A 20,814-nucleotide genomic window follows, 5' to 3' on the forward strand; every position below is an offset into this window, starting at 1 on the left:
AGTGTACTGAAGCAACTCTCGGAAACGAGAAGAACGCCACGACCAAGAGGTCGTGGCGTTCTTCTTCACGCTGTGATTTTGCTAGTTGACCGTTGTTCCGTCAGCACCAGCATCCACGTTGAGCGTTGAGACATCGGTACCGGGAAGCACGTAAACGTAGCCATCGATCTTCATCTCGAACTCGCCGCCATCAGTTGCGGGATCGTAAATAATCGAGGACATGCTCAACACACGTACGCCGGTTTGAGCGGTCTCCAAGAACGAGTGCAACGCGGCAGGCTCCCCCGCCACACGAATCGTCACGGCAACTGCAACAAGACCAGGCACCGAGGGCACCGCTTGCACGTCTGCAGGTGAGCTAGCTTCGCCCTCCGCGGCGGGTACCTCAGCAGTGTCGCCTTCTTCGCCCTCGACGGGAGCGGCAACCGGCGCATCAGTTTCGGGCGGCAGCGCTTCTTCAACGCTGAGGTAACTCGTGCCAAGCAGGAGCACGCCAGCTTTCGACGCTAGCGCGTCAATCTGGGCTGAGAAGACTGACGTGTTATGCACTGCAGGAATCGCTCGTTGAAGGTCTTCCAGCTCCGCGAACAGCGCTGCAGAATCTTCATCGAGAGCCTTGAGACGAGCAAGTTCTGCAGCCTTAACCTGATTCTGGATCTCGACATCAGCGAGCTGCGTGTCGGATTCATTCGCGGCGCTGAGCGCTGGCCCGACTCCCACTGCCCAACCGGCAGCGAGAATGACGATCACTGCAACCACGCCGATAAGTGTCCATAAGCGTGTCAAGGTCATGATCCGCTCCCTTCTTCAGTCGCCTCAGGAGTGTCACTTGGACTCGGCGTTTCAGTCGCTGTGGGTGTCGGAGTTGGCGCTGGCTCTGCCTCGGGCTCTTCGGCCGCGGGCACAGGTTCGACACCGTCGAAGCGGTGAACCAGAGCATTCTCATCCAGGTAGACAACGACATCCACCGTGTAGGTTCCGTCGTCTTGGTAGCTTGCAGCGACCAGGGTTGCGTCGCTCACTCCGTCGATGCTGGGGACCGATCGAAGCCACTTGTCTGAGGCCGCGACATCGGCGAAGTTGATCTCCATCGCAAACTGCGCGTTCCGCTGCGGTTCGACGACTGATGTCGCAGCGCCGAATTCCAGAAGCGGAGTTGCCGTCTCGAAGCTGTAAGAGACCACTACAGCCCCGGCGGGGAGCTTCTTGCCCAGAGCGTTAAACATGTCCTTCACTGAAATCTCAGTCGAGGTCGCGAAGATACGAGCGCTCGTGGCCGATTGCACCATCTGGCCAGCGACACGCACGTCGTTGTATTCGCCCTGTTGGGTGATGAGGGTCTGAGTGAGCGCACGAGCGTTCTCGAGCGCCAAGTAGCGCTGGAGCGCGTACAGGTTCATGCCGACCGACGCCAGAACGACGACTGCGATTGCGACGATCGCAACGAAGATCGCACGACGGCGCGCGGCGGCGGCTTGCTTCTTCTGGCCTACCTCTGGTGGAAGAAGATTTACATACGGCGGGTACGCGGTGGGAACTTTCAGTTCCTTGCGGGCCTTAGGAGCTTTGCTCTTGTCGTCGCTCATGCGGAGACCCCCGTTACCAGTCCGAGTGCTACCGACATATCGAACGGAGAACCTGTTCCCTTGAGCTGACGTGAAACGGCAGTCATGGTGAACGGGTCGGGCAAGGATGCCGGTGTCTTAGTGAACTCTGACACTGTTTCTACGAGGCCTAACAAATGCGAGCCTCCACCCGTCATCACAATGCGATCAATCGCACGGTTATTGCGGGCGTTCTGGAAATACTGAATGGTGGCACGGATTGCCATCAGCGTTTCGTTGACCAACTCGAAGGAAACCTCAAGAGCGGGGCGTTGCTCCGCTGTCGCCCGAGCCGCAATGACGCCGACAGAACGCTTGATAGCTTCGGCATCACGCGAAGAGATGTCGAGTCGCTGCGAGATTCCCTTAGTGATGTCGCCACCACCGGTAGGGAGGAATCGAATGAAGTGAGGAACGTGCCCCTCAAGCGCAACAAGAGTCGTTGTCGACGCACCGATATCGACCAGCAGCGTGGTCGTGGAACCGAGCTCCGGAGTCGAGAACAGTCGCGTCAAAGCAAAGGGAGAGAGATCAACGTTGACGGGTGTCACTCCACCGGCGGATGCCGCGTTAACGTTCACGAGCACCGGAGCCTTAATCGCTGCAACCAGCATGCCTTGGAGCATGGGACCGGTCTCCCCCTCAGCCTCGGCGGCAGGGTAGAAGTCGAGAAGTGCATCCGATGCAGGAACAGGCAGCAGATCTTGCACCTGAAAAGGCAGCGATTCGCGAACCTGGTTCAACGGCAGACGCGGAACCGTCACGTCGCGGGCAACGACTTTGGAGTTACCAAAGCCGATGACAACATCGCGAGTGCGGAAGCCGTTGGCCGACCACAGCTTTTTGATGGATGCCGTAACAGTGGCGGAGTCGATGACTTCGCCCGCGCGCACGGCGCCCTCGGGCAAGGGCACTTCGCCGAAGCGAAGCACCGTTGGCTTCTGAAGGTGCGGGTTCTCAACTTCAACAGCACGAATTGCTGTTGAGCCGATATCCAGCCCCACTAATTTCTTTCCCATAGTTCCCCCCGGGCCACGGTCAGACGAGACCGGCGGCCACCATATATCCATTCCACAGTTGTGAACCGAAAGCGATGCCAACCCACGCGCCCGCGATCATCCACGGTCCGAATGGGATAGCTGTGCGCCGGCCTGCCCGCCGAATGATGAGCAATGCGATTGCAAATACGCCCCCGAGCAAGAATGCCGCAAAGGCACCCACTGCGACGACCCCCCATCCGAGCCACCCCAGATAGAGGCCAAGGACGGCCGCGAGCTTGACGTCGCCCATGCCCATGCCACGAGGCTGGACAATTGCGATGATGAAGTAAAAGACGAAGAGCGCTGCGCCACCGGCGAGAGCACCGAGAAGAGCTCCCCAGTTTCCAGTGCCGGCGCTGGCTACAGCAAGCAACACCGCACCCACGACGATCGATGGCAGCACGATGCGGTTCGGCAAAGTTTGCGTATCGAGGTCGATCAGCGTGAGAGCGATCGAGATCGCTGCCAGGTACAAGAAGGCAGGGAGCGCCCAGATGAGACTGGTCTCAGCTCCGATGAAGGCGGCAGTGAGCCCAAACGCCACGGCAGTTGCTGCTTCGACCAGCGGATACCGCGCCGAGATCGGCTCGGAACAATCGCGGCAACGGCCACGAAGGACTAGCCAACCAACAACCGGAACATTGTCGTACCAGCGGATGCGGTGTTCACACTTGGGGCACGCGCTCGGCGGTGACGTGAGGTTCTCGCCGCGCGGCAACCGCCACACCACCACATTCAGGAACGAACCGACAGCGAGTCCAAGGACGACAGCGAAGACGACTAATAGGGCAGTTGCTGTCATAGAGCAGCACCCGAGGCATCGAACGCAGGCTCGACCTCAATCCAGACGTTCACGCCGTACGTAGTTGTCACGGGAGAGAGGAACTTGGGAGGAGCAACGTATTTGAGGCGCACGTCATAAACGTAGTTCTTTACGTAGCCTCCGCTACCGCTGCGCACAATTCCACGGAACTTTTGTGCAATGGCGCCGTTGACCGTGAGAGTGCCTCGACCGCTTCCAATGTTTGGGTTCTGAACCGCGAAAGTGTGACCGACAGAAAGGATCGCTGCGTCGATACGACGGTTGTAGTCGCCTAAAAGCGTGCGGTGGTAGCTACTGTTCGATCCGGTCGTCGGATTCCACACCCAGACTGCGTCATTGCCGACGAGCCCCAGTACGTCTTCCTGCGGATCGTTGTACTTGATGTCTCCGGTCACGTAGACGTAGTGCTCGGCAGACAGCGTTGCTTGACCGCTGACGGTTCCCTTGACGAAGAGGTCGCCGTTACGGCAGCCATAGCTTCCGCTCGGAGCATTTTCGTAACGAATCGGATAGCCGATTCCATTGCCATTTCCGTTGCTGTCAGTGCTACCCGTTGCGCCGACGCAGCTCAAGCCGCTAGGACGACTTGAGCTCGACCAGTAGTTAGGGTCACTCGGAACGCTCGGCACGTTCTGAACGTAGATGACGTTGCTCGCCGGCATTGTGAAAGTTGCTCCGGAAGTGCTGTGTAGCTGGGAGATACTTCCGCACATCGCTGGAGTGCTGCCGCCGGTTGCAGGCGATCCCGTGATCTGAGTCTTCTTAGTCCAGGGCGAGTACACGGTGATGGTGCCATTCGCGTTCAACGTGATTTCGGTCGGCCCCGTGTAGAGGCAACCGGGACGCGGGACACCGTCAGTCACAAGGTCTGAACGGGTCTCACGCAGATGCTGAGAGTTCGTTGCCGGCATGCCGATAACCGGGCTATAGTTCGGCGCGCCTGGAACCGCGAAGTTCTGGCCGTTGCAGTAGTTGCCGTTCGAGTCGCGAGGGTTGTAACTTACTCCGCTCGAGGGGTTGTAACTCGTTGTAACCGCGCCGAGGAAGCTAGCGCTGCAGATGCGAATTGTGTCGTTTGAGTGCACGGGACCATCGATGGTGTCGCCGCCCGAGAATGCAATCTCACCGCAGTTGCCCGAGATACTGCTGCGCCCGTCCCACCAATACTTCACGCAGCTGTTGCTCGCGCCGCTGAACGAAGGGTCCATGATCTCGTAGTCGGTGAAGTAGAGGAAGTCGATGAATCCGGATTGACGAAGGTCTGCCACGATGGTGCGGGTTTCGGTGCCAACTTTTCCTGTGGCGCGCACGCGAATGGTTCCGCTGCTCTGGTAGTTGGAGTTGTCGACCTCATAGCGGAAGAACGAGTTGTCGTCGCTGCCCGGAACTTTGACCCACGGCTCTGATGCCAAGGTGTTGAAGGCATCGTTAACGTTGGCGCCTGTCGGCAGTCGTACATCGCTCGTCGAGGAGAAATCGGCTGCGGGGTTTCCGTATTGCACGTACGACGTGTCTTCTGAGAGTCGGCTTTGATAGTCCTCGACACCGGCATAGGCTGCCGCCAGTGACGCCGACCACTCTTGAGTCGCGGCAGCCTGCCGGAACCCGCCAGTGGCGTATGCCACTGCCGTCGTGACGAGAAGCCCCAACACTACGGTGATGCCAATCACCATGGGCAAGGCTGCCCCTTGCTCGCCGCCAATACGGGCGCGAAGAAAACGGATCATCGGTCGATTCCAATCCTGGAGAGCCCTAGGTTCGGGATACCTACGGTGTTTTCGAGAGTCGCAGTTTTTGCCTCACCCGAAGGGTCTGTTTGTACCGTCATGGTGACTTTGACCGCGGCGATGAGGCGTCGATCAGCTTCAGAAAGAGAGCCACCTGAAGGCATCGTCAACTCAACGTTGTCTTTGGTGTAGAACTGGAACACCGGAGAACCCCCGGTCGCAATCTGGCGTACGACAGTGCGCTGCGATGCAGCGGTGGTATCGAACGTGAAGTATCCCGATGAGAGCGCCCGGGCATCCCAACGGGTTTCGACCAGTGTGCGGTCGCCCGTTATTTGGAACTGTATTTTCACGGGCTCCGGATCGAGCGCGTCGGTGTCGAGATACGCCTGCAAAACGACGTTCTCGGGGCTCGCGACGCTGAACACTGGCTCGTTGAGCGCAACGTTCGCGACAGGGTTCTCGGTTCCGGAGCGAATTACACGCGTCAGCTCGTTCATCGCAATTGTGGCCGCGGACGTGTTAGCGCTTGCGGAGCGCTCGTCGGCAAAAGTGCGCGTGAACGTGACGAAAATCGTCATGACCATCGCGAGCAACATTCCCATGAGCGCCATCGTCACGATGAGCTCGCTCAGGGTGACGCCGGCTTCATCGCGCCGCAGTCGTGAGACGCGAGAGAAAAGAACACTTCGCAACGTAGTCATCAGGAAGCCACCCGAGGGTCGACGGTGACCACGCCAGGAACTGTCGCAGTTCCTCCAACGATCGGGGCGAGGACGCTGCCCAGCCCAACAGGAAGCCACAGCGCACCCGTGCGACGCTCAATTTCCCAGGTGCCATAGGGCAACGCGATGAACTGAGTTGCCGAATCTAGGCGATCAAAGGCCAGGGTCACCGACTCGGTGCAGCCAGGGTCGGCACTACCTGCGACGGGAGTCGTTGAGGTCACACGAATACGATCACCCGCCAGCGCGGATACATCGACGAGTCCCATAGGAACCGTCATATCGACGCTTCCGCCCGGGTCGGCGGCGACCGCTACCGCATCCGGAGAACGGTATGTTACCCCGGCGATGTCTTCTTCCGGCCACAGCGCGGGGTTGGGCGAGGCGCAATAGTCAGCGGTGCTGGCCGGGTCTTCGGGCTTCGGGATGTACGTTCCCGCTACCCCCACATATCCCGAACGCCACGGGAAAAGGTTGATACTGCGCGAAAGACTCGACGAGCTGCTCGACTCGGTGTGGACGCCGTAGGTGCTGATAAAAGCGGTATCCATGTTCGTCGGGATCTGGACGTTCGCCGGCGCCGGGCTTGCTACGTACTTGGCGTCGAAGCGTGCGGCTTGGTCATAGTTGAACGAGACCGAACTCGCGGTTCCCGCTACGACCTGCGTGAGCTGGCTGGGTGAGCTGGTTTGGCCATCATCCGTGATGTAACCGGAGCGCGAAACGCTGACGTTGTAATTGCCGGGCGCGACCTTGAGAATGAAGGAGCATCCGTCAGTGTCAGTCGCTGCGGGCGAAGTTGACAGGCTCTGAGCGCCCGCGGAGGGCGAAGCGGGGCTCGCCCCTACACTCACGCCCGCCACGCCTTCACCGGAGCCGCCGATGACGGAAACCAGGATCGTGCCGAGGGCGGGGTCGTTGATGCGGTCATCCGGAGCCAAGAGGCTGTCAAATTGCACTGGCTCAGTGCCCGCACGCATATTGGGCCAAGTAACTTCGATATTGATGCGCTTGTACTGCAAGGTTCCACCACCGGAACCACAGGACGCTGCGGTGTTGCTCGATGGCACCCACGCGGTTGTCCGCGTCACCGTAAAGACGTCGCCATTGAGCGTCTTGGTGTAGGTATCGTCGAAAAGCGTGAAAACGTCGCTGGCGGCGCGAGCGAGGTCGATTTCTTGAGCGGCGAGGTTTGTCGCTACAACGCGGGCGCGATTGTCGCGCGTGATAGCCAGAACAGTCGCCAGTGACTGGAGTACGCCGAGGGAGACGATTGCGAAGATCATCATCGCGACGAGAACCTCAAGAAGGCTCAATCCTGAATCGGAGCTACGAAGACGCTGTAGAACCTTATACATGATGAGCCCTTTCGTGCGGGTCTAAGGGTGTGCAAGTCGTGCGGCGGAGATGGGTTTTCCCCTGCGAGAGCGATCACTCTCAAAGTGTGAAAACGGGGCGCCGCCGCTTGGCGACGCCCCGTTCTCGTACTACTTACCTACTACGGCGTGACTGCCGTGTCGGTGGTGATTCCGGTGTTGCTGTCGTAAGCCCACGCCTTGGTCGTGTACTCGGAGTGAGTTACAGCGAAGGTGTAGCTGTTTCCGTCAGCAGCAGGCGTAACGGCGAGCGTTACGGAAGGCGTTGCCTTGTAACCGTTGTCCGAGAGGCCGGTGTCGGAAAGACCGGTGAACGAACCGTTGTTGCCAACGGCGAAGGTCTCGGCAGCGATAACAGCGTTAGCGATGTCCGACTTAACCTGCGATTCCCAAGCGCCCTGGCGCTGGTTGAGGAAGAACGGGATAGCGATCGCGGCAAGGATGCCGATGATCAGAACAACAACGAGGAGCTCAACAAGGGTGAAGCCCTTCTGGTCGTTCTCGAGGTCTGAGCGCTTGCTGCGCAGTGCTTCATTCAAACGTGCAATCATTCTGATGTTCCTGTCTATTGTTCGGATCTTGGACAGGGGCCCCCAGAAAAAATCAGCTTCTCAGCCCCCCACAAAAAATACTCTCAACATGTGGGCTAGCTGAGAATCCCACAAACGGGGGTGAACCGCCCGAATCACGCCCCCAGTCTGAGGGGTGAGGTGCGAGTCGTGGCGGTTTTTGCGCCTAGTTCAGGGGTAAATTTCGCCGGCACTCGTGAGGACCACCGGCCCGCGACTGCCGGAACGCACGCTCTCCGCTGCGCTGCTCCCTCGGACCGAGATGCACGTTAACGGCCAAACGGGGGCATCGCGACTCGGGTCGCGATGCCCCCGCCTGGGGCTGCTAGGTGCCTCTGTACTATTTGATCTGGTCGAAGATGGCAAAGATCGGCATGTAGAGCGCGATAACCATCACGCCAACGATCGCGCCAATGACACCGATCATGAGCGGCTCGATGAGTGCCGTGAGCTGCTCAGTAGTCTTTTGCACCTCGTCGTCGTAGAAGTCAGCAATCTTCGAAAGCATGACCTCCATAGAACCGGCGTCTTCACCGACGGCAACCATCTGGGTCACCATCGACGGGAAGACTGGCTCTTTGGCCAAGGGAACCGAAACCGACTGCCCCGACCGAACCGAATCAGCCACGCGGCGCAGGGCTTCCTCGATCACGAAGTTTCCCGACGTCTCTCCCACAATCGAAAGCGCGTGAAGAATCGGCACACCAGCGCCGAGCATGGTGCCAAAGTTACGCGTGAAGCGCGAGATCGATACCTTCCGGAAAAGAGGACCAAAGACGGGCGCCCGCAGCTTCCAGGGGTCAACAGCCTTACGGACCTTCTCTGTGTGCTTGTTCTTGCCCCACCACACGCTGAAGATAATGCCGCCAACGACCAGGATCGGCGCAATGATGGTCATTCCATCAGACATCCACACCAGCATCTGGGTGAGCAGCGGCAGCTCGCCTCCGAGGTCCGAGAACATTTCTTCGAACACCGGCACGATGAAGAGCAACATTCCGACCACCGCAGCGATCGCCATAATGAGAACGACGACGGGGTAAGTCAGCGCAGACTTAATCGTTCCGCGGAGCTTTACTTCGCCCTCAAAGTTGTTCGCGATCGACTCGAGCGCGTTATCGAGGAATCCGCCCGTCTCACCCGCACGAACCAGGTGGATCATGATGGGAGGGAAGACGGTGCCGTGCTTAGCGAACGCATCGGACAGCGTTCCACCGGTTTCGACATCCTGACGGATCTCCCCGAGAGCTTTCGCAAGCGTGGGGTTTTCCGTCTGCTCCGAGAGGATGACCAGCGCACGGATGAGCGACAGTCCCGACGAGATCATGGTCGACATCTGGCGGCTCATCACCGCGAGGTCATCGAGGCCAACGCCTTTCTGCAAGAAGGAGATGTTGATCTCTTTGTTGAGGCCAGTGCCGGCACCCGCTTCGGTAACCGAGATCGGGCTGATCTCCATGGCACGGAGGCGCGCGAGGACGGCGTTCTCGCTCGATGCGTCGATGCGTCCCTTAACAACCTTGCCCGACTGATCGCGGGCCTTGTACTCGAAGGACTTCGTAGCTGAGGTAGTCGCGGCCATTATCTCGGTACTCCCGTTGAGTTATCGCTCATCAATCGGTGCATGCCCTCGGGGTCATGCGACTTGGCCAGAGCAGCTTCTTCGGTAATCGCACCCGATTTCGCCAATCCAGCAAGATGCTGGTCCATGGTGTGCATGCCAGCGCCACGACCGGCCTGCATGGCGGACGGAATCTGGTAAATCTTTCCTTCGCGGATGAGGTTTCCGATAGCCGGGTTCATCGTGAGCACTTCTGTAGCCACGACACGGCCCTTTCCGGATGACCGGCGAACAAGTGTCTGACAGATGATGCCCTGCAGCACGGCAGCGAGCTGGGTACGAACCTGCCCCTGCTGGTGCGGCGGGAAAACGTCGATGATGCGGTCAACGGTTTGCGCAGCATCCTGAGTGTGCAGGGTGGCAAACACAAGGTGACCAGTCTCTGCAGCGGTCAAAGCGATCGAGATGGTTTCGAGGTCTCGAAGCTCACCGATCAGAATGACGTCGGGGTCTTGACGCAGAACGTGCTTAAGCGCCGCGGTGAACGAGTGGGTGTCACGACCAACCTCACGCTGGTTGACCAGCGACTTCTGGTTGCCGTGCAAGAACTCGATCGGGTCTTCGACGGTCACGATGTGGTCGGCGCGGGTGCGGTTGACCAAGTCAATGAGCGCGGCCAAGGTGGTGGACTTACCGGAACCGGTTGGCCCGGTCACGAGCACGAGCCCACGCGGCAGAGTAGCGAACTGCGATACCGACTCCTGGATACCGAGGTCTTTCAACTGCTTGATCTCGGTCGGGATGATACGGAAGGCAGCGCCCAAGTTGCCGCGGTCCATGTAGAAGTTCACTCGGAAACGAGCAGCTTCGGAAAGCTCAAATGCGAAGTCGAGTTCGAGGACTTCCAAGAACTGCTCTTCTTGCTTCTGGTCGAGGATGCTGAATAGCGCGTCGCGCGTGCGGTCCTTGTCCCAGATGGCAACACCCTTGAGCGGCTGAAGTCCACCGTCGATGCGGATCATGGGCACAGCGCCGGAAGCGATGTGAAGGTCCGAGGCGCCGGTGTAGACGACCTCTTTCAAAGCATCCAGCAGCTCAGGGTTTGATCCCTCGCGGGCCGTGAGCTGCATCTCTGGACGAGCTTCGCGCTCCTCCTCGACGATCTCCGGCACGGACAGCAGTTGGGACTCGCGGCTGGGTTTGGGATCGGCAGCACCGAACCCGCTCGTGAAGCTCAAGAGCCCCTCGTCGACTCCGGGCGGCGGGAAGTTCAGTTCGCCCTCGGCAGCGGGGGCGATGTCAGGCAGGTCAAGAAGTCCACCGTCGGCAGCGGGCTGCGACGGGAACTTGAGCGTCGGTGCGTCTGCCGGGACCTCATCCATGATCTGGGTGGGGGCGTCTTCTGTGAAGTAGGGCACTTCGGCTGCGGTCGGTGACGGAGTTGGAGGTGCGTCAGCGACGGGCGCCGCACTCGCGGCGGGTGCAGCAGCCACTGGCGCAGGAACCTCGGGCGCAGCTGCTTCCGGAACAGGAAGCGACGCCCCAGCGGCCGACGTTGCGGCCGAGGTCTGAGACATAGCGCCGGCGGCAGCCTGACGGAAAAGTTCATCGAGAGAATCGATCGAGGTGACCGGTTCTGTTGCCATGCGGCGAGCGCGACGCCCGCCCTCAGCGGCTGCTTCGCCCTGCGGCGCTTCAGCCTGAGGCGCAGCAGCGGGCTCAGCCTGAGCAGCAGGTGCAGCCGCAGCTGGTGGCGCAGGAGGCGCGGCCGGGGGCGTAACGCCAGAGGTATCCGTGCTCTTAATCGAGCCAGAGGGCGGCGGAATCGTCGGTAGCGGCGATGCCGGCACTGTGGCGGCCGATGCCGAAGGTGCGGCGCCCGTCTGTGCCCACTCGGGGAACGCCGAGGCAGATGCTGCCTGCGGCGTGCCAACGCCAGGAACGCTTGTTCCCGGCGTGGGCGGTGGCGCATCCGTCGGAACGCTTTGCCCCGAGGGCGCGCTTTGTCCCTTCGGCGTGAACAAACTCTCGTCTACCGATTGCGACGGGATGTCGTAAATCCGCTTAGCCATAATTCCCCCAGATACTTCGTCTTATGCGACGACGCGCAAAATCTCTTCGACTGACGTCAAGCCGAGTTGAGCTTTCGCCCAACCGTCCATGCGCAGCGTGCGCATTCCCTGCTCGACGGCGACTCGGCTGATTTCCGCGCTCGAGGAGCGTGCAACAGCGAGACGTTCAATCTCTTCAGTCACTGCCATAACTTCGTGCAGTGCAATTCGACCGCGGTATCCCGTCTTGGAACACACGGTGCACCCGACGGGTGCGTAGAGAGGCGGCATCGGACCTTCTGGGTTGAAGCCAACCTTCAAGTTCACGAGATCCTGCGGGTTGTGAGTCGCAGGCTGCTTGCAGCGGTCGCAGAGGCGACGCGCAAGTCGTTGAGCCACAACGCAGTCAATAGCCGAACCGACCAAGAAGGGCTCGATGTCCATCTCGATGAGTCGCGTGATGGCGGCGGGAGCGTCGTTGGTGTGCAGGGTGCTCAACACGAGGTGGCCAGTAAGCGCGGCTTCGATCGCAATCTGCGCCGTTTCCTGGTCTCGGATCTCACCAATCAGCACGACATCCGGGTCAGATCGCAAAATTGAACGCAGCGCGCTCGCAAATGTGAGTCCGGCCTTCGGGTTGACTTGAACCTGGTTGATTCCCGCCATGCGGTATTCCACCGGGTCTTCAACCGTAATGACGTTGATCTCCGGGCGAGCAACGGCGTTCAGGGTTGTGTAGAGCGTGGTCGACTTACCGGAACCCGTAGGCCCGGTGACGAGGATCATGCCGTAAGGCTTGGTGTACGCCTCTTTGTAAATCTTGGCGTTGTGCTCGAGCAGGTACAGCTGGCTCAAGTCGAGCGTCGTGTTCGAGTTGTCGAGAATACGCATGACGACTTTTTCGCCGTACACGGTCGGCAACGTGGCAACACGAAGGTCGATTTTCTTTTGACCGTGGATGACTGAGATACGGCCATCCTGAGGCTTACGACGCTCAGCGATATCCATTTCGGCCATGATCTTCAGGCGAGAGATAACGCCGTTCTGAATCTGGCGAGGAGCGCGCTGCATCTCGTGAAGCACACCGTCAATGCGGTATCGAACGCCGAGGTCGTGCTCGCCGGGCTCGATGTGAATATCCGAGGCCTTGTCTTGGATGCCCTGGCTGATGAGCAGGTTCACGAAGCGAACAATAGGTGCATCGTCTTCGGTCGGCTCGTTGTTGTTCGCCGCGAGAGCGACGTCCGTGGTTGTTGCTTCTTGCTCGAGCTCGTTGCTCAGGCTGGAAAGCTCGCCGTCTGCGCGGTGGAAGCGGTCAAGTGCAGTCTGGAGGTCGCTGCGCTCAGCAACGACTACACGGATCTGGCGCCCCGTTGCCGAACGAACGTCATCGAGGGCGAAGATGTTGCCGGGATCGACCATGGCCAACACGAGGTATCCCTCGCTGAACGCGATCGGCAAAACCTCGTGACGACGGCAAATCGCGGCCGGTGCGAGGGCAACGGCCTGGTGGTCGACGGCGAAGTCGACGAGCTCAACGAACGGGACTCCAGCCTGGGCGGCGCGCGCAGAAGCGAGCTGTGCCGGCGAAATGGTTCCGCTGTCGAGTAAGTTTCGGACGAGTGCTTCCTCGTCGGTGTGAGAAGTTCCTACAGAATCGATGCTCTCAATCGGCATCATTCCGCGAAGAATCAGTACTTCAGCAAGTGTGGTCACGCGTGCCTCCCCCCAAGGTCCTAGCGGAGTCCAACGCTAATCGACTCACATCTGCACCACTAGCCCCACTTGTGAGGGGTAGTCAGGACGTTTCAGGAAGCCCATTCGCCGCGAGTCGCAGCATTGAGTGCCAAATTGATGTTCTTTTCGACGTAAACCTCGAGGCGTGGCAGGGCGCATTCGGTGATGACGTCGGAAATATCCTGGGCGTGACGGTGAGCACAGGCTTGCACCGTGGATCGCGCGGCCGAGAGGCAGGGTGAGCACGGTCGAGTTGATCGCGCATCTTCACCCCGGCAGTGCCGCTCTTCGTGGAGCGCGACGGCAAGCTGAAAAGTTACGAGTTCCAGAGTCTCCACGAAAGCGTGGAAGAGATCGTGCGGCCAATGCCCGACGCGGTCGAAGGCAGAGAAATCGGAATCGCGGCAGACCACGCAGCCGGCCTCGGTTCCGGCAGCTGGCTGTCGCCATTCCGAAACGAGGCGATACCAGCGCTGAAGAGAGCAGTCGATGAGGTCGTTAACCGCGTGACGATTCATAAGCCCCCTCCCCCGAAAGATGATCATCTGACCTACTGATGGTCGCACCGCGGCAGTGTTCGCGGCAGTCGTCACTATCAATGACACCCGTTTGGGGGACAGACAGAAAGTTCCGGTAGATTTGTCGTAGGGGGCTGCAAACCATGCGGGCCATACGCTTACCCTGATCCGAACGGGGACACGATTGAAACCGCACGACGAACCGCCACGCACCTACCGCATAGGGCACGTGGATGATCACGAAACTGTACAGCTCGGTTTCGCGTCGCTCCTGGGGCACTGCGCTGACATTTCTCTTCACGCCTCGGTCGCGAGCGTGCGCGACCTCGAAACGGTCGCCGACGACCTCGACCTTGTTGTTCTCGATGTGCGCCTCTCGGACGGCAGCACGGTCGACGAGAATGTCGCTTGGTTGCGGGAGCGTGGCCTCAACGTCTTGGTATTCACCGCAGCGGACAACGCCTCCGAAGTGCGTGCGGCATCCCGTGCGGGCGTACTCGGGATTGTGCGCAAGTCAGAGTCACGCGATGTGATTGTTGATGCTGTGCGCGAAGCAGCGCTCGGCAACCCGGTGGTGACTACCGACTGGGCCGCCGCGTTGGACTCCGACCCGGAACTTGCAGCGGCGGGGCTGAGCCCCAAGGAGCAGGAGGTGCTCGCCCACTACGCCTCGGGCGATAAGTCGGTCGCGGTGGCTCACCGAGCTGGCCTCTCTGCCAGCACCGTCGCTGAGTATGTTCGTCGTATCCGTCACAAGTACGCGATGGCGGGACGGCCAGCTGCAACGAAAGTCGACCTGTACAAGCGTGCAGTTGAAGACGGCATTCTTCCTCCCCCGCACTCATGAGCATCGGCGCGATTGTGGGCAGTACCGCCGCTCCGCCTCGCGTGGAAGGGGGCGCCGAACTCGGAGTCGTGCGCACGATGACGTTCGTGCTCGCTGCCGCCTCGATGATGTTTCTGGGGCTCTCGGTAGGGTCATTCTTTGACGAAGCCCCCTACGTATTACCGCTTTGGGAATTGGTGGCCGGTATCGCTGTGTTCGGTACACCACTGATTATTGCCGCAGCGTCACCGTGGATTTCACTGCGGCAGCTTCGCATTCTGCACGGGGCATATGCGGTGATTTTCGCCGTCGCCGTTCTGAGTTGGGTGCCCGCATTCGTCAATGGTCCGATGCCTCCCGAAACCGCGCCCTGGGTGGTCGGGCTCACGGCGCTGGGCACTACCCCTGCCGCGATCGCTTGGCGTCCGGTGGTTGCGTGGACGTATCTACTGGCAGCATCATTTGTGATCGCCCCCATTCGCATCATCGCCGATGGAGGCGCCGATGTATCCTTGGCCGTGCAGTTCGCCTTCTTCACGATCACCGTCTGCGCCGCTTTCACTGCCGTCGCCACGGTCGCAATGGCCGCTGGCCGTGAAGTGGATGCCGCTGCGGCTGCCGCACGCACCTCGTCAATGCGCGCAGCAGCACTCACCGCCCGCGGCGAAGAGCAGGCCCACCTCGATGCTCTCGTGCACGACGAAGTCATCGCGACGATCTTCGCGGCTGCCGGCGCCGGGCGCAGCGACTCGGCATCGACCCGAGCACAAGCCGCGCGAACAATCGCTCGGCTCAGCGAACTCAGCGGCGCAGCCGCAAGCGTTCCCGAGCTCGTCCACGTTGACTACTTTGTGCAGGGGCTCGCGTCTTCCATTACGGAAACAACGGATGCCGCTGAACTCACTGTGGAAGGCTCGCGTGAAGCCCCCTTGCCTTCCTCGATCGCGAGCGCGCTCATCGAAGCAACCGTCGAGGCGCTCCGTAATAGCGTGGTGCATGCCGGAAACCACGCCGCCTCGGTTACCCGTGAGGTTCGCCTCTACCTTCGTCAGAATGGTGTCGAAATCACCATCAGCGACGACGGCCAAGGCTTCGACCCTGCCGCGGTTCCAGCGAACCGTCTGGGCATCGTGGTGAGCATTCTGGGGCGCGTGAACGCATTCCCCTGCGCCCGCGCAACGGTGTGGTCCGAGCCCAATCGAGGCACTCGTGTGACGGTCGGGTGGTCCGAATGATTCATGAGCTAACGCCGCGAACACGACTGGACCTGCCTCAGATCACGGGCCGCGGAGCGCACGCATTAATCTGGATCTACTTTGTGACGATTTCGGCTCTGGCCCTGCTCTCGCTCGATGACGTTGAATCCGCCATTCCCGTCTACATCTCGATCGCACTGTTCGCCAGTATCTGGTTTGTGCTCACCCACGACACTCAACCCCGCGTGGGAGTAGGAGTGAGCACCTACGTCATCGTCGCGAGCGTCGTGGTAGCCGCCATCTCGTCACCCAATGCCACGGTCGGGGGATTCTCTCAGTGGTACGTGGGCGCAGGCGCGCTGGCCATGTTCTACCTCAGCCTTCGCCGGCGAAACCTCTTAGCGTGGCTCGGCTTCGCCGCGATCGGTGGTGTCGTAATTCTGTGGGGGCTCTCCACCGAGGATCGGCTTCTCGAGGCAATCCTTCTCGTGGCACGTCAGGCGCCGTTCGTGCTTGTCGGCTCCCTTTTCTCTCTCGGCATGAGACGCACTCGCCAACGACTGGACGGCATCCACAGCGTGGAGACCGCACGCGCCGCGGCCGAAGCTGCTGCCCTCGCTCGCACGGCGGAACGCTCGCGGCGGCTCGCAGGCCTCGATGCGGCCGTTGGCGTGCAACTTCAGCGCATCGCTGATGGCGACGAACTCACCGATGACGACCGCGCGGAACTCTTGATTGCTGAAGCACGTCTGCGCGATAGCCTTCGCGCGCGCCAGCTCGACCTCCCCGAAATTGTGGCGGCGGTGCAACGCGCTCGACGCCGCGGCATCGCTGTCGTGCTGCTTGACGACCGCTATCCGCTACCGCTGCCCATCGGCGCTCTCTCCACCGTCACCGACGCTGCCGTGCGCATTCTCGACGAGACCGCCGAGGGGGCTGTCACCATCCGCTTGCTGCCCGCTGGGCGCGCGCTGCTGGCCACGATGGTCACGGATGACGAAGACTACTCGCGCATCGAGATCCCTACGCCGTAGCCGCCTTACCGCGCCTCGCCTTAGCGCCTCGCCTTAGCGCTTGGCCTTAACGACGAAGGACCCCCGTCGCAGTGACGAGGGCCCTTCGTGGTATCACCCGGAGGTGATGCCGAGACTACTTAGTTGTAGGTTCCCGGCGTGGAGTCATTCGAGCTGAAGCTGTCGAAGTCGACGAAGCTCAAGTCGCTCTCAGTGAGGCTTGCATCATCAGCGAAGATGCGGTTGGGGTAACGTTCGGCTTTCGCCTCTTCCGTTGCCTCGACCGATACATCGCGGTAGCGAGCCAATCCCGTACCAGCCGGGATGAGCTTACCGATGATGACGTTCTCCTTGAGTCCCATGAGCGGGTCTGACTTGCCTTCCATGGCCGCCTGCGTAAGTACGCGGGTGGTCTCCTGGAACGACGCAGCCGACAGCCACGACTCGGTCGCCAGCGAAGCCTTGGTGATACCCAAGATCTCTTGACGAGCGGATGCCGTTGCCTTGCCCTCGGTGAGAACACCGCGGTTGAGCTCGTTGTACTTCGAACGGTCGACCAGCTCACCCGGGAGGAGCCCAGTGTCACCGTGGTCAACAACAGTCACCTTGCGGAGCATCTGGCGAACGATGACCTCAATGTGCTTATCGTGAATCGGTACACCCTGCGAGCGGTAAACGCCCTGGACACCATCAACGAGGTGCTGCTGCACGGCACGGACACCGCGAACACGAAGAACTTCCTTCGGGTCAACGTTTCCGACGTGAAGCTGCTGTCCGAGCTCAACGTGCTCGCCATCCTCAATGAGGAGGGTTGCACGACGCAGTACCGGGTAAGCGATGGGCTCGTCGCCATTGTCTGGCGTGAGGATCAGCTTGCGGCTGCGGTCGGTGTCTTCGATAGTGACGCGACCAGCGGCTTCTGCGATGGGGCTTGCACCCTTAGGGGTACGAGCTTCGAAGAGTTCCGTAACGCGGGGAAGACCCTGCGTAATGTCGTCTGCCGAAGCAACACCACCGGTGTGGAAGGTACGCATAGTCAGCTGGGTACCGGGCTCACCGATCGACTGTGCGGCGATAATTCCGACAGCCTCACCGATGTCAACGAGAAGGCCGGTTGCGAGCGAGCGGCCATAGCAGACTGCACACACACCAACAGCGGACTCACACGTGAGTACCGAACGAACCTTGATGCTGTGAACACCGGCGGCAACGAGCTTCTCGAGCAGAACGTCTCCGACGTCTGCACCAGCAGCAGCGACTACGTCGCCCTTGTCGTTGCTGGCATCCGCAGCGAGGCTACGAGCGTAGACCGAGTTCTCAACGTTGTCGTCGAGGATCCACTTGCCATCAGCGTTCTGCGCTGCGATGGGCATGTCCAGTCCCTTGCGGGTGCCACAGTCGTTTTCACGAATGATGACATCCTGCGACACGTCAACGAGTCGACGCGTGAGGTATCCGGAGTCTGCAGTACGCAGTGCGGTGTCGGCCAGTCCCTTACGAGCACCGTGAGTCGAGATGAAGTACTCGGCTACGGTCAGGCCTTCCTTGTAGGAGTGAACGATCGGGCGAGGGATGATCTCACCCTTCGGGTTCGATACGAGACCACGCATACCGGCGATCTGACGAACCTGCATCCAGTTACCACGAGCACCAGACGACACCATGCGGTTGATGTTGTTGTCAGTGCGGAAGTTGGACTGCATGGCAGTCGCCACTTCTGCGGTTGCCTTGTTCCAGATCTCGATGAGCTCCTGACGACGCTCGGCGTCGGTCGTGAGTCCCTTCTCGTACTGGCCCTGAACCTTCGCTGCGATCTTCTCGTAGCGGCCGATGATTTCCGGCTTGGTCGGCGGGGTCACGATGTCAGACAGCGCAACGGTTACACCAGAGCGGGTAGCCCAGTGGAATCCCGCGTCCTTGATCGCGTCAAGAGCTGCTGCAACATCCACCTTCACGTACCGCTCAGCGAGGTCGTTGACGATGGCCGAGATCTGGCCCTTGTCAGCGAGTGCCTCGATGTACGGGTAGTCCTTCGGGAGCGCCTCGTTGAAGAGTGCGCGACCGAGGGTCGTTTCCATGAGCTTGGACTGTCCCTGAACGAAGCCCTCGGGAGCATCTTCCTCAGCGAGGTAGACACCATCGAGACGCAAACGAATCTTGGCATTGAGGTCGAGCGAGTGCTGGTCGAACGCGAAGATCGCTTCAGCGACCGACGAGAACGCACGGCCTTCGCCGACAGCACCCTCCGTGAGCGTGGTCAGGTGGTGCAGACCGATGATCATGTCCTGTGTGGGCAGAGTCACCGGGCGACCGTCAGACGGCTTGAGGATGTTGTTGCTGGCGAGCATAAGAACGCGAGCTTCAGCCTGTGCCTCGACCGACAACGGAAGGTGAACAGCCATCTGGTCACCATCGAAGTCAGCGTTGAATGCAGCACAGACGAGGGGGTGAAGCTGGATAGCCTTACCCTCAACGAGCTGAGGTTCGAATGCCTGGATGCCCAAACGGTGCAGGGTTGGTGCACGGTTCAGCAGCACGGGGCGCTCACGAATGATCTCTTCGAGTACGTCCCAGACCTGCGGACGTGCACGCTCAACCATGCGCTTGGCGCTCTTGATGTTCTGTGCGTGGCTCAAGTCGATCAGGCGCTTGATAACAAACGGCTTGAACAGCTCGAGAGCCATCTGCTTGGGAAGACCACACTGGTGCAGCTTGAGCTGCGGTCCGACGATGATCACCGAACGACCGGAGTAGTCAACGCGCTTTCCGAGCAGGTTCTGGCGGAAACGACCCTGCTTACCCTTGAGCATGTCGCTCAAGGACTTGAGGGCGCGGTTACCAGTACCCGTGACGGGACGGCCACGACGACCGTTGTCGAACAGTGCGTCAACGGCTTCCTGAAGCATGCGCTTCTCGTTGTTGACGATGATCTCGGGTGCACCGAGGTCAAGGAGACGACGCAGACGGTTGTTGCGGTTGATCACACGACGGTAGAGGTCGTTGAGGTCGGAAGTCGCGAAGCGGCCACCATCCAACTGAACCATCGGGCGAAGCTCCGGAGGAATAACCGGAACAACATCGAGAACCATCGCGGCCGGCGAGTTGCCGGTCTGCAGGAACGAGTTGACTACACGCAGGCGCTTGATGGCGCGGATCTTCTTCTGACCCTTGCCGTTAGCGATCTGGTCGTGAAGTTCAACGCTCTCGAGCGCGAGGTCGAAGGACTCAAGACGCTTCTTGATCGCTTCGGCACCCATGAATGCTTCGAAGTAGCTACCGAAACGGTCCTGCAGTTCCTGGAAGACAGAGTCTTCAGGCTTCAGGTCACCGATCTTGAGGGTGCGGAAGTCTTCCCACACGCGCTCAAGCTGAGCAATCTGCTCATCGATCGACTTGCGCAGCTGAGACATTTCCTTCTCAGCAGCATCCTTGACGCGGCGCTTCTGGTCGGCCTTCGCTCCCTCTTCTTCAAGAGCGGCGAGGTCTTCCTCGAACTTGGTCAAGCGGTCGGCGATGCGGGAATCGCGCTGGCCCTCGAGCGTCTTGATTTCGAGACGGATCTCGTTCTCAAGCGCGGGGAGGTCAGCGTGACGGCCTTCTTCGTCAACCGAAATGATCATGTATGCAGCGAAGTAGATGACCTTTTCGAGGTCCTTCGGTGCCATGTCAAGCAGGTAACCGAGACGGCTCGGAACACCCTTGAAGTACCAGATGTGGGTAACCGGAGCGGCGAGCTCGATGTGGCCCATGCGCTCACGGCGCACAGCCGACTTGGTTACTTCAACACCACAGCGCTCACAAACGATGCCCTTAAAGCGGACTCGCTTGTACTTGCCACAGGAGCACTCCCAGTCGCGCGAAGGTCCGAAGATCTGTTCGCCGAACAGACCGTCTTTCTCCGGCTTGAGTGTGCGGTAGTTAATGGTCTCTGGCTTCTTTACCTCACCGTGCGACCAGCGACGAATGTCGTCGGCGGTAGCGAGACCGATTTTGATTTCATCAAACGCGTGAACGTCGAGCAATTTATCTTCTCTCTTCGAAAGTTCTG

Annotated in this window: 16 protein-coding genes; 3 read left to right on the forward strand and 13 right to left on the reverse strand. The window is 60.1% G+C overall.

Going from position 1 to position 20,814, the window contains the following annotated elements:
• Positions 1 to 81: 81 nt before the first annotated feature.
• The 12 genes from ACWTV3_RS05810 to ACWTV3_RS05865 form a co-directional block, all read right to left on the reverse strand.
• A complete protein-coding gene (locus ACWTV3_RS05810) occupies positions 82 to 792 on the reverse strand; it encodes a hypothetical protein (RefSeq protein ID WP_498477230.1) in 711 nt (236 codons plus the stop codon).
• Positions 789 to 1,586 (reverse strand): fimbrial assembly protein, encoded by a 798-nt coding sequence (locus ACWTV3_RS05815; protein ID WP_498477231.1) that lies wholly within the window; start codon positions 1,584 to 1,586, stop codon positions 789 to 791. Before ACWTV3_RS05815 ends, ACWTV3_RS05810 begins: the two co-directional genes overlap by 4 nt.
• Entirely contained in the window at positions 1,583 to 2,623 is a 1,041-nt protein-coding gene (gene pilM, locus ACWTV3_RS05820; RefSeq protein ID WP_498477232.1) for a type IV pilus assembly protein PilM, read from the reverse strand. Before pilM ends, ACWTV3_RS05815 begins: the two co-directional genes overlap by 4 nt.
• A 19-nt stretch (positions 2,624 to 2,642) precedes the next feature.
• Positions 2,643 to 3,446, reverse strand: a complete 804-nt coding sequence (locus tag ACWTV3_RS05825; RefSeq protein WP_498477233.1) for a prepilin peptidase — start codon at positions 3,444 to 3,446, stop codon at positions 2,643 to 2,645.
• On the reverse strand, positions 3,443 to 5,194 hold the full coding sequence (locus ACWTV3_RS05830; RefSeq protein WP_498477235.1) for a hypothetical protein: 1,752 nt from the start codon (positions 5,192 to 5,194) through the stop codon (positions 3,443 to 3,445). The genes ACWTV3_RS05825 and ACWTV3_RS05830 overlap by 4 nt, the downstream gene beginning before the upstream one ends.
• Entirely contained in the window at positions 5,191 to 5,898 is a 708-nt protein-coding gene (locus ACWTV3_RS05835) for a PilW family protein (RefSeq protein WP_498477236.1), read from the reverse strand. The genes ACWTV3_RS05830 and ACWTV3_RS05835 overlap by 4 nt, the downstream gene beginning before the upstream one ends.
• Positions 5,898 to 7,277, reverse strand: coding sequence for a prepilin-type N-terminal cleavage/methylation domain-containing protein (locus ACWTV3_RS05840; protein ID WP_498477237.1), 1,380 nt, complete (start codon positions 7,275 to 7,277; stop codon positions 5,898 to 5,900). Before ACWTV3_RS05840 ends, ACWTV3_RS05835 begins: the two co-directional genes overlap by 1 nt.
• A 140-nt stretch (positions 7,278 to 7,417) precedes the next feature.
• Positions 7,418 to 7,846, reverse strand: coding sequence for a prepilin-type N-terminal cleavage/methylation domain-containing protein (locus ACWTV3_RS05845; RefSeq protein ID WP_100388173.1), 429 nt, complete (start codon positions 7,844 to 7,846; stop codon positions 7,418 to 7,420).
• A 358-nt stretch (positions 7,847 to 8,204) separates the two neighbouring features.
• Positions 8,205 to 9,446: a type II secretion system F family protein gene (locus tag ACWTV3_RS05850; protein WP_498477238.1), complete on the reverse strand. Its 1,242-nt coding sequence runs from the start codon at positions 9,444 to 9,446 to the stop codon at positions 8,205 to 8,207.
• Entirely contained in the window at positions 9,446 to 11,497 is a 2,052-nt protein-coding gene (locus tag ACWTV3_RS05855; RefSeq protein ID WP_498477239.1) for a type IV pilus twitching motility protein PilT, read from the reverse strand. Before ACWTV3_RS05855 ends, ACWTV3_RS05850 begins: the two co-directional genes overlap by 1 nt.
• Positions 11,498 to 11,518: 21 nt before the next feature.
• Positions 11,519 to 13,192, reverse strand: a complete 1,674-nt coding sequence (locus ACWTV3_RS05860; protein ID WP_498477240.1) for a GspE/PulE family protein — start codon at positions 13,190 to 13,192, stop codon at positions 11,519 to 11,521.
• Positions 13,193 to 13,284: 92 nt separating this feature from the next.
• Positions 13,285 to 13,731: a hypothetical protein gene (locus ACWTV3_RS05865; RefSeq protein WP_498477241.1), complete on the reverse strand. Its 447-nt coding sequence runs from the start codon at positions 13,729 to 13,731 to the stop codon at positions 13,285 to 13,287.
• Positions 13,732 to 13,960: 229 nt separating this feature from the next.
• Here ACWTV3_RS05865 and ACWTV3_RS05870 point away from each other — a divergent pair, with 229 nt between their 5' ends.
• Genes ACWTV3_RS05870 through ACWTV3_RS05880 form a run of 3 tightly spaced genes read left to right on the forward strand, consistent with a single transcriptional unit; the run spans position 13,961 to position 16,787 of the window.
• On the forward strand, positions 13,961 to 14,578 hold the full coding sequence (locus ACWTV3_RS05870; protein WP_498477242.1) for a response regulator: 618 nt from the start codon (positions 13,961 to 13,963) through the stop codon (positions 14,576 to 14,578).
• Positions 14,575 to 15,792 carry a sensor histidine kinase gene (locus tag ACWTV3_RS05875; RefSeq protein ID WP_498477243.1) on the forward strand — a complete coding sequence of 406 codons (1,218 nt, stop codon included), beginning with the start codon at positions 14,575 to 14,577 and terminating at the stop codon, positions 15,790 to 15,792. The genes ACWTV3_RS05870 and ACWTV3_RS05875 overlap by 4 nt, the downstream gene beginning before the upstream one ends.
• Positions 15,789 to 16,787, forward strand: a complete 999-nt coding sequence (locus ACWTV3_RS05880) for a DUF8320 family protein (protein WP_498477244.1) — start codon at positions 15,789 to 15,791, stop codon at positions 16,785 to 16,787. Before ACWTV3_RS05875 ends, ACWTV3_RS05880 begins: the two co-directional genes overlap by 4 nt.
• 119 nt (positions 16,788 to 16,906) lie before the next feature.
• Here the strand turns inward: ACWTV3_RS05880 and ACWTV3_RS05885 are convergent, their stop codons facing one another.
• Positions 16,907 to 20,788, reverse strand: coding sequence for a DNA-directed RNA polymerase subunit beta' (locus ACWTV3_RS05885; RefSeq protein WP_498477245.1), 3,882 nt, complete (start codon positions 20,786 to 20,788; stop codon positions 16,907 to 16,909).
• Positions 20,789 to 20,814 lie beyond the last annotated feature (26 nt).

This window comes from Salinibacterium sp. AL4.1 (genome assembly GCF_059767305.1).

Excerpts from the sequence above, each read along its gene's own strand:
- ACWTV3_RS05810 (WP_498477230.1), bottom strand. The coding sequence starts at position 792 with ATGACCTTGACACGCTTATGGACACTTATCGGCGTGGTTGCAGTGATC.
- ACWTV3_RS05815 (WP_498477231.1), bottom strand. The coding sequence starts at position 1,586 with ATGAGCGACGACAAGAGCAAAGCTCCTAAGGCCCGCAAGGAACTGAAA.
- pilM (WP_498477232.1), bottom strand. The coding sequence starts at position 2,623 with ATGGGAAAGAAATTAGTGGGGCTGGATATCGGCTCAACAGCAATTCGT.
- ACWTV3_RS05825 (WP_498477233.1), bottom strand. The coding sequence starts at position 3,446 with ATGACAGCAACTGCCCTATTAGTCGTCTTCGCTGTCGTCCTTGGACTC.
- ACWTV3_RS05830 (WP_498477235.1), bottom strand. The coding sequence starts at position 5,194 with ATGATCCGTTTTCTTCGCGCCCGTATTGGCGGCGAGCAAGGGGCAGCC.
- ACWTV3_RS05835 (WP_498477236.1), bottom strand. The coding sequence starts at position 5,898 with ATGACTACGTTGCGAAGTGTTCTTTTCTCTCGCGTCTCACGACTGCGG.
- ACWTV3_RS05840 (WP_498477237.1), bottom strand. The coding sequence starts at position 7,277 with ATGTATAAGGTTCTACAGCGTCTTCGTAGCTCCGATTCAGGATTGAGC.
- ACWTV3_RS05845 (WP_100388173.1), bottom strand. The coding sequence starts at position 7,846 with ATGATTGCACGTTTGAATGAAGCACTGCGCAGCAAGCGCTCAGACCTC.
- ACWTV3_RS05850 (WP_498477238.1), bottom strand. The coding sequence starts at position 9,446 with ATGGCCGCGACTACCTCAGCTACGAAGTCCTTCGAGTACAAGGCCCGC.
- ACWTV3_RS05855 (WP_498477239.1), bottom strand. The coding sequence starts at position 11,497 with ATGGCTAAGCGGATTTACGACATCCCGTCGCAATCGGTAGACGAGAGT.
- ACWTV3_RS05865 (WP_498477241.1), bottom strand. The coding sequence starts at position 13,731 with ATGAATCGTCACGCGGTTAACGACCTCATCGACTGCTCTCTTCAGCGC.
- ACWTV3_RS05875 (WP_498477243.1), top strand. The coding sequence starts at position 14,575 with ATGAGCATCGGCGCGATTGTGGGCAGTACCGCCGCTCCGCCTCGCGTG.
- ACWTV3_RS05880 (WP_498477244.1), top strand. The coding sequence starts at position 15,789 with ATGATTCATGAGCTAACGCCGCGAACACGACTGGACCTGCCTCAGATC.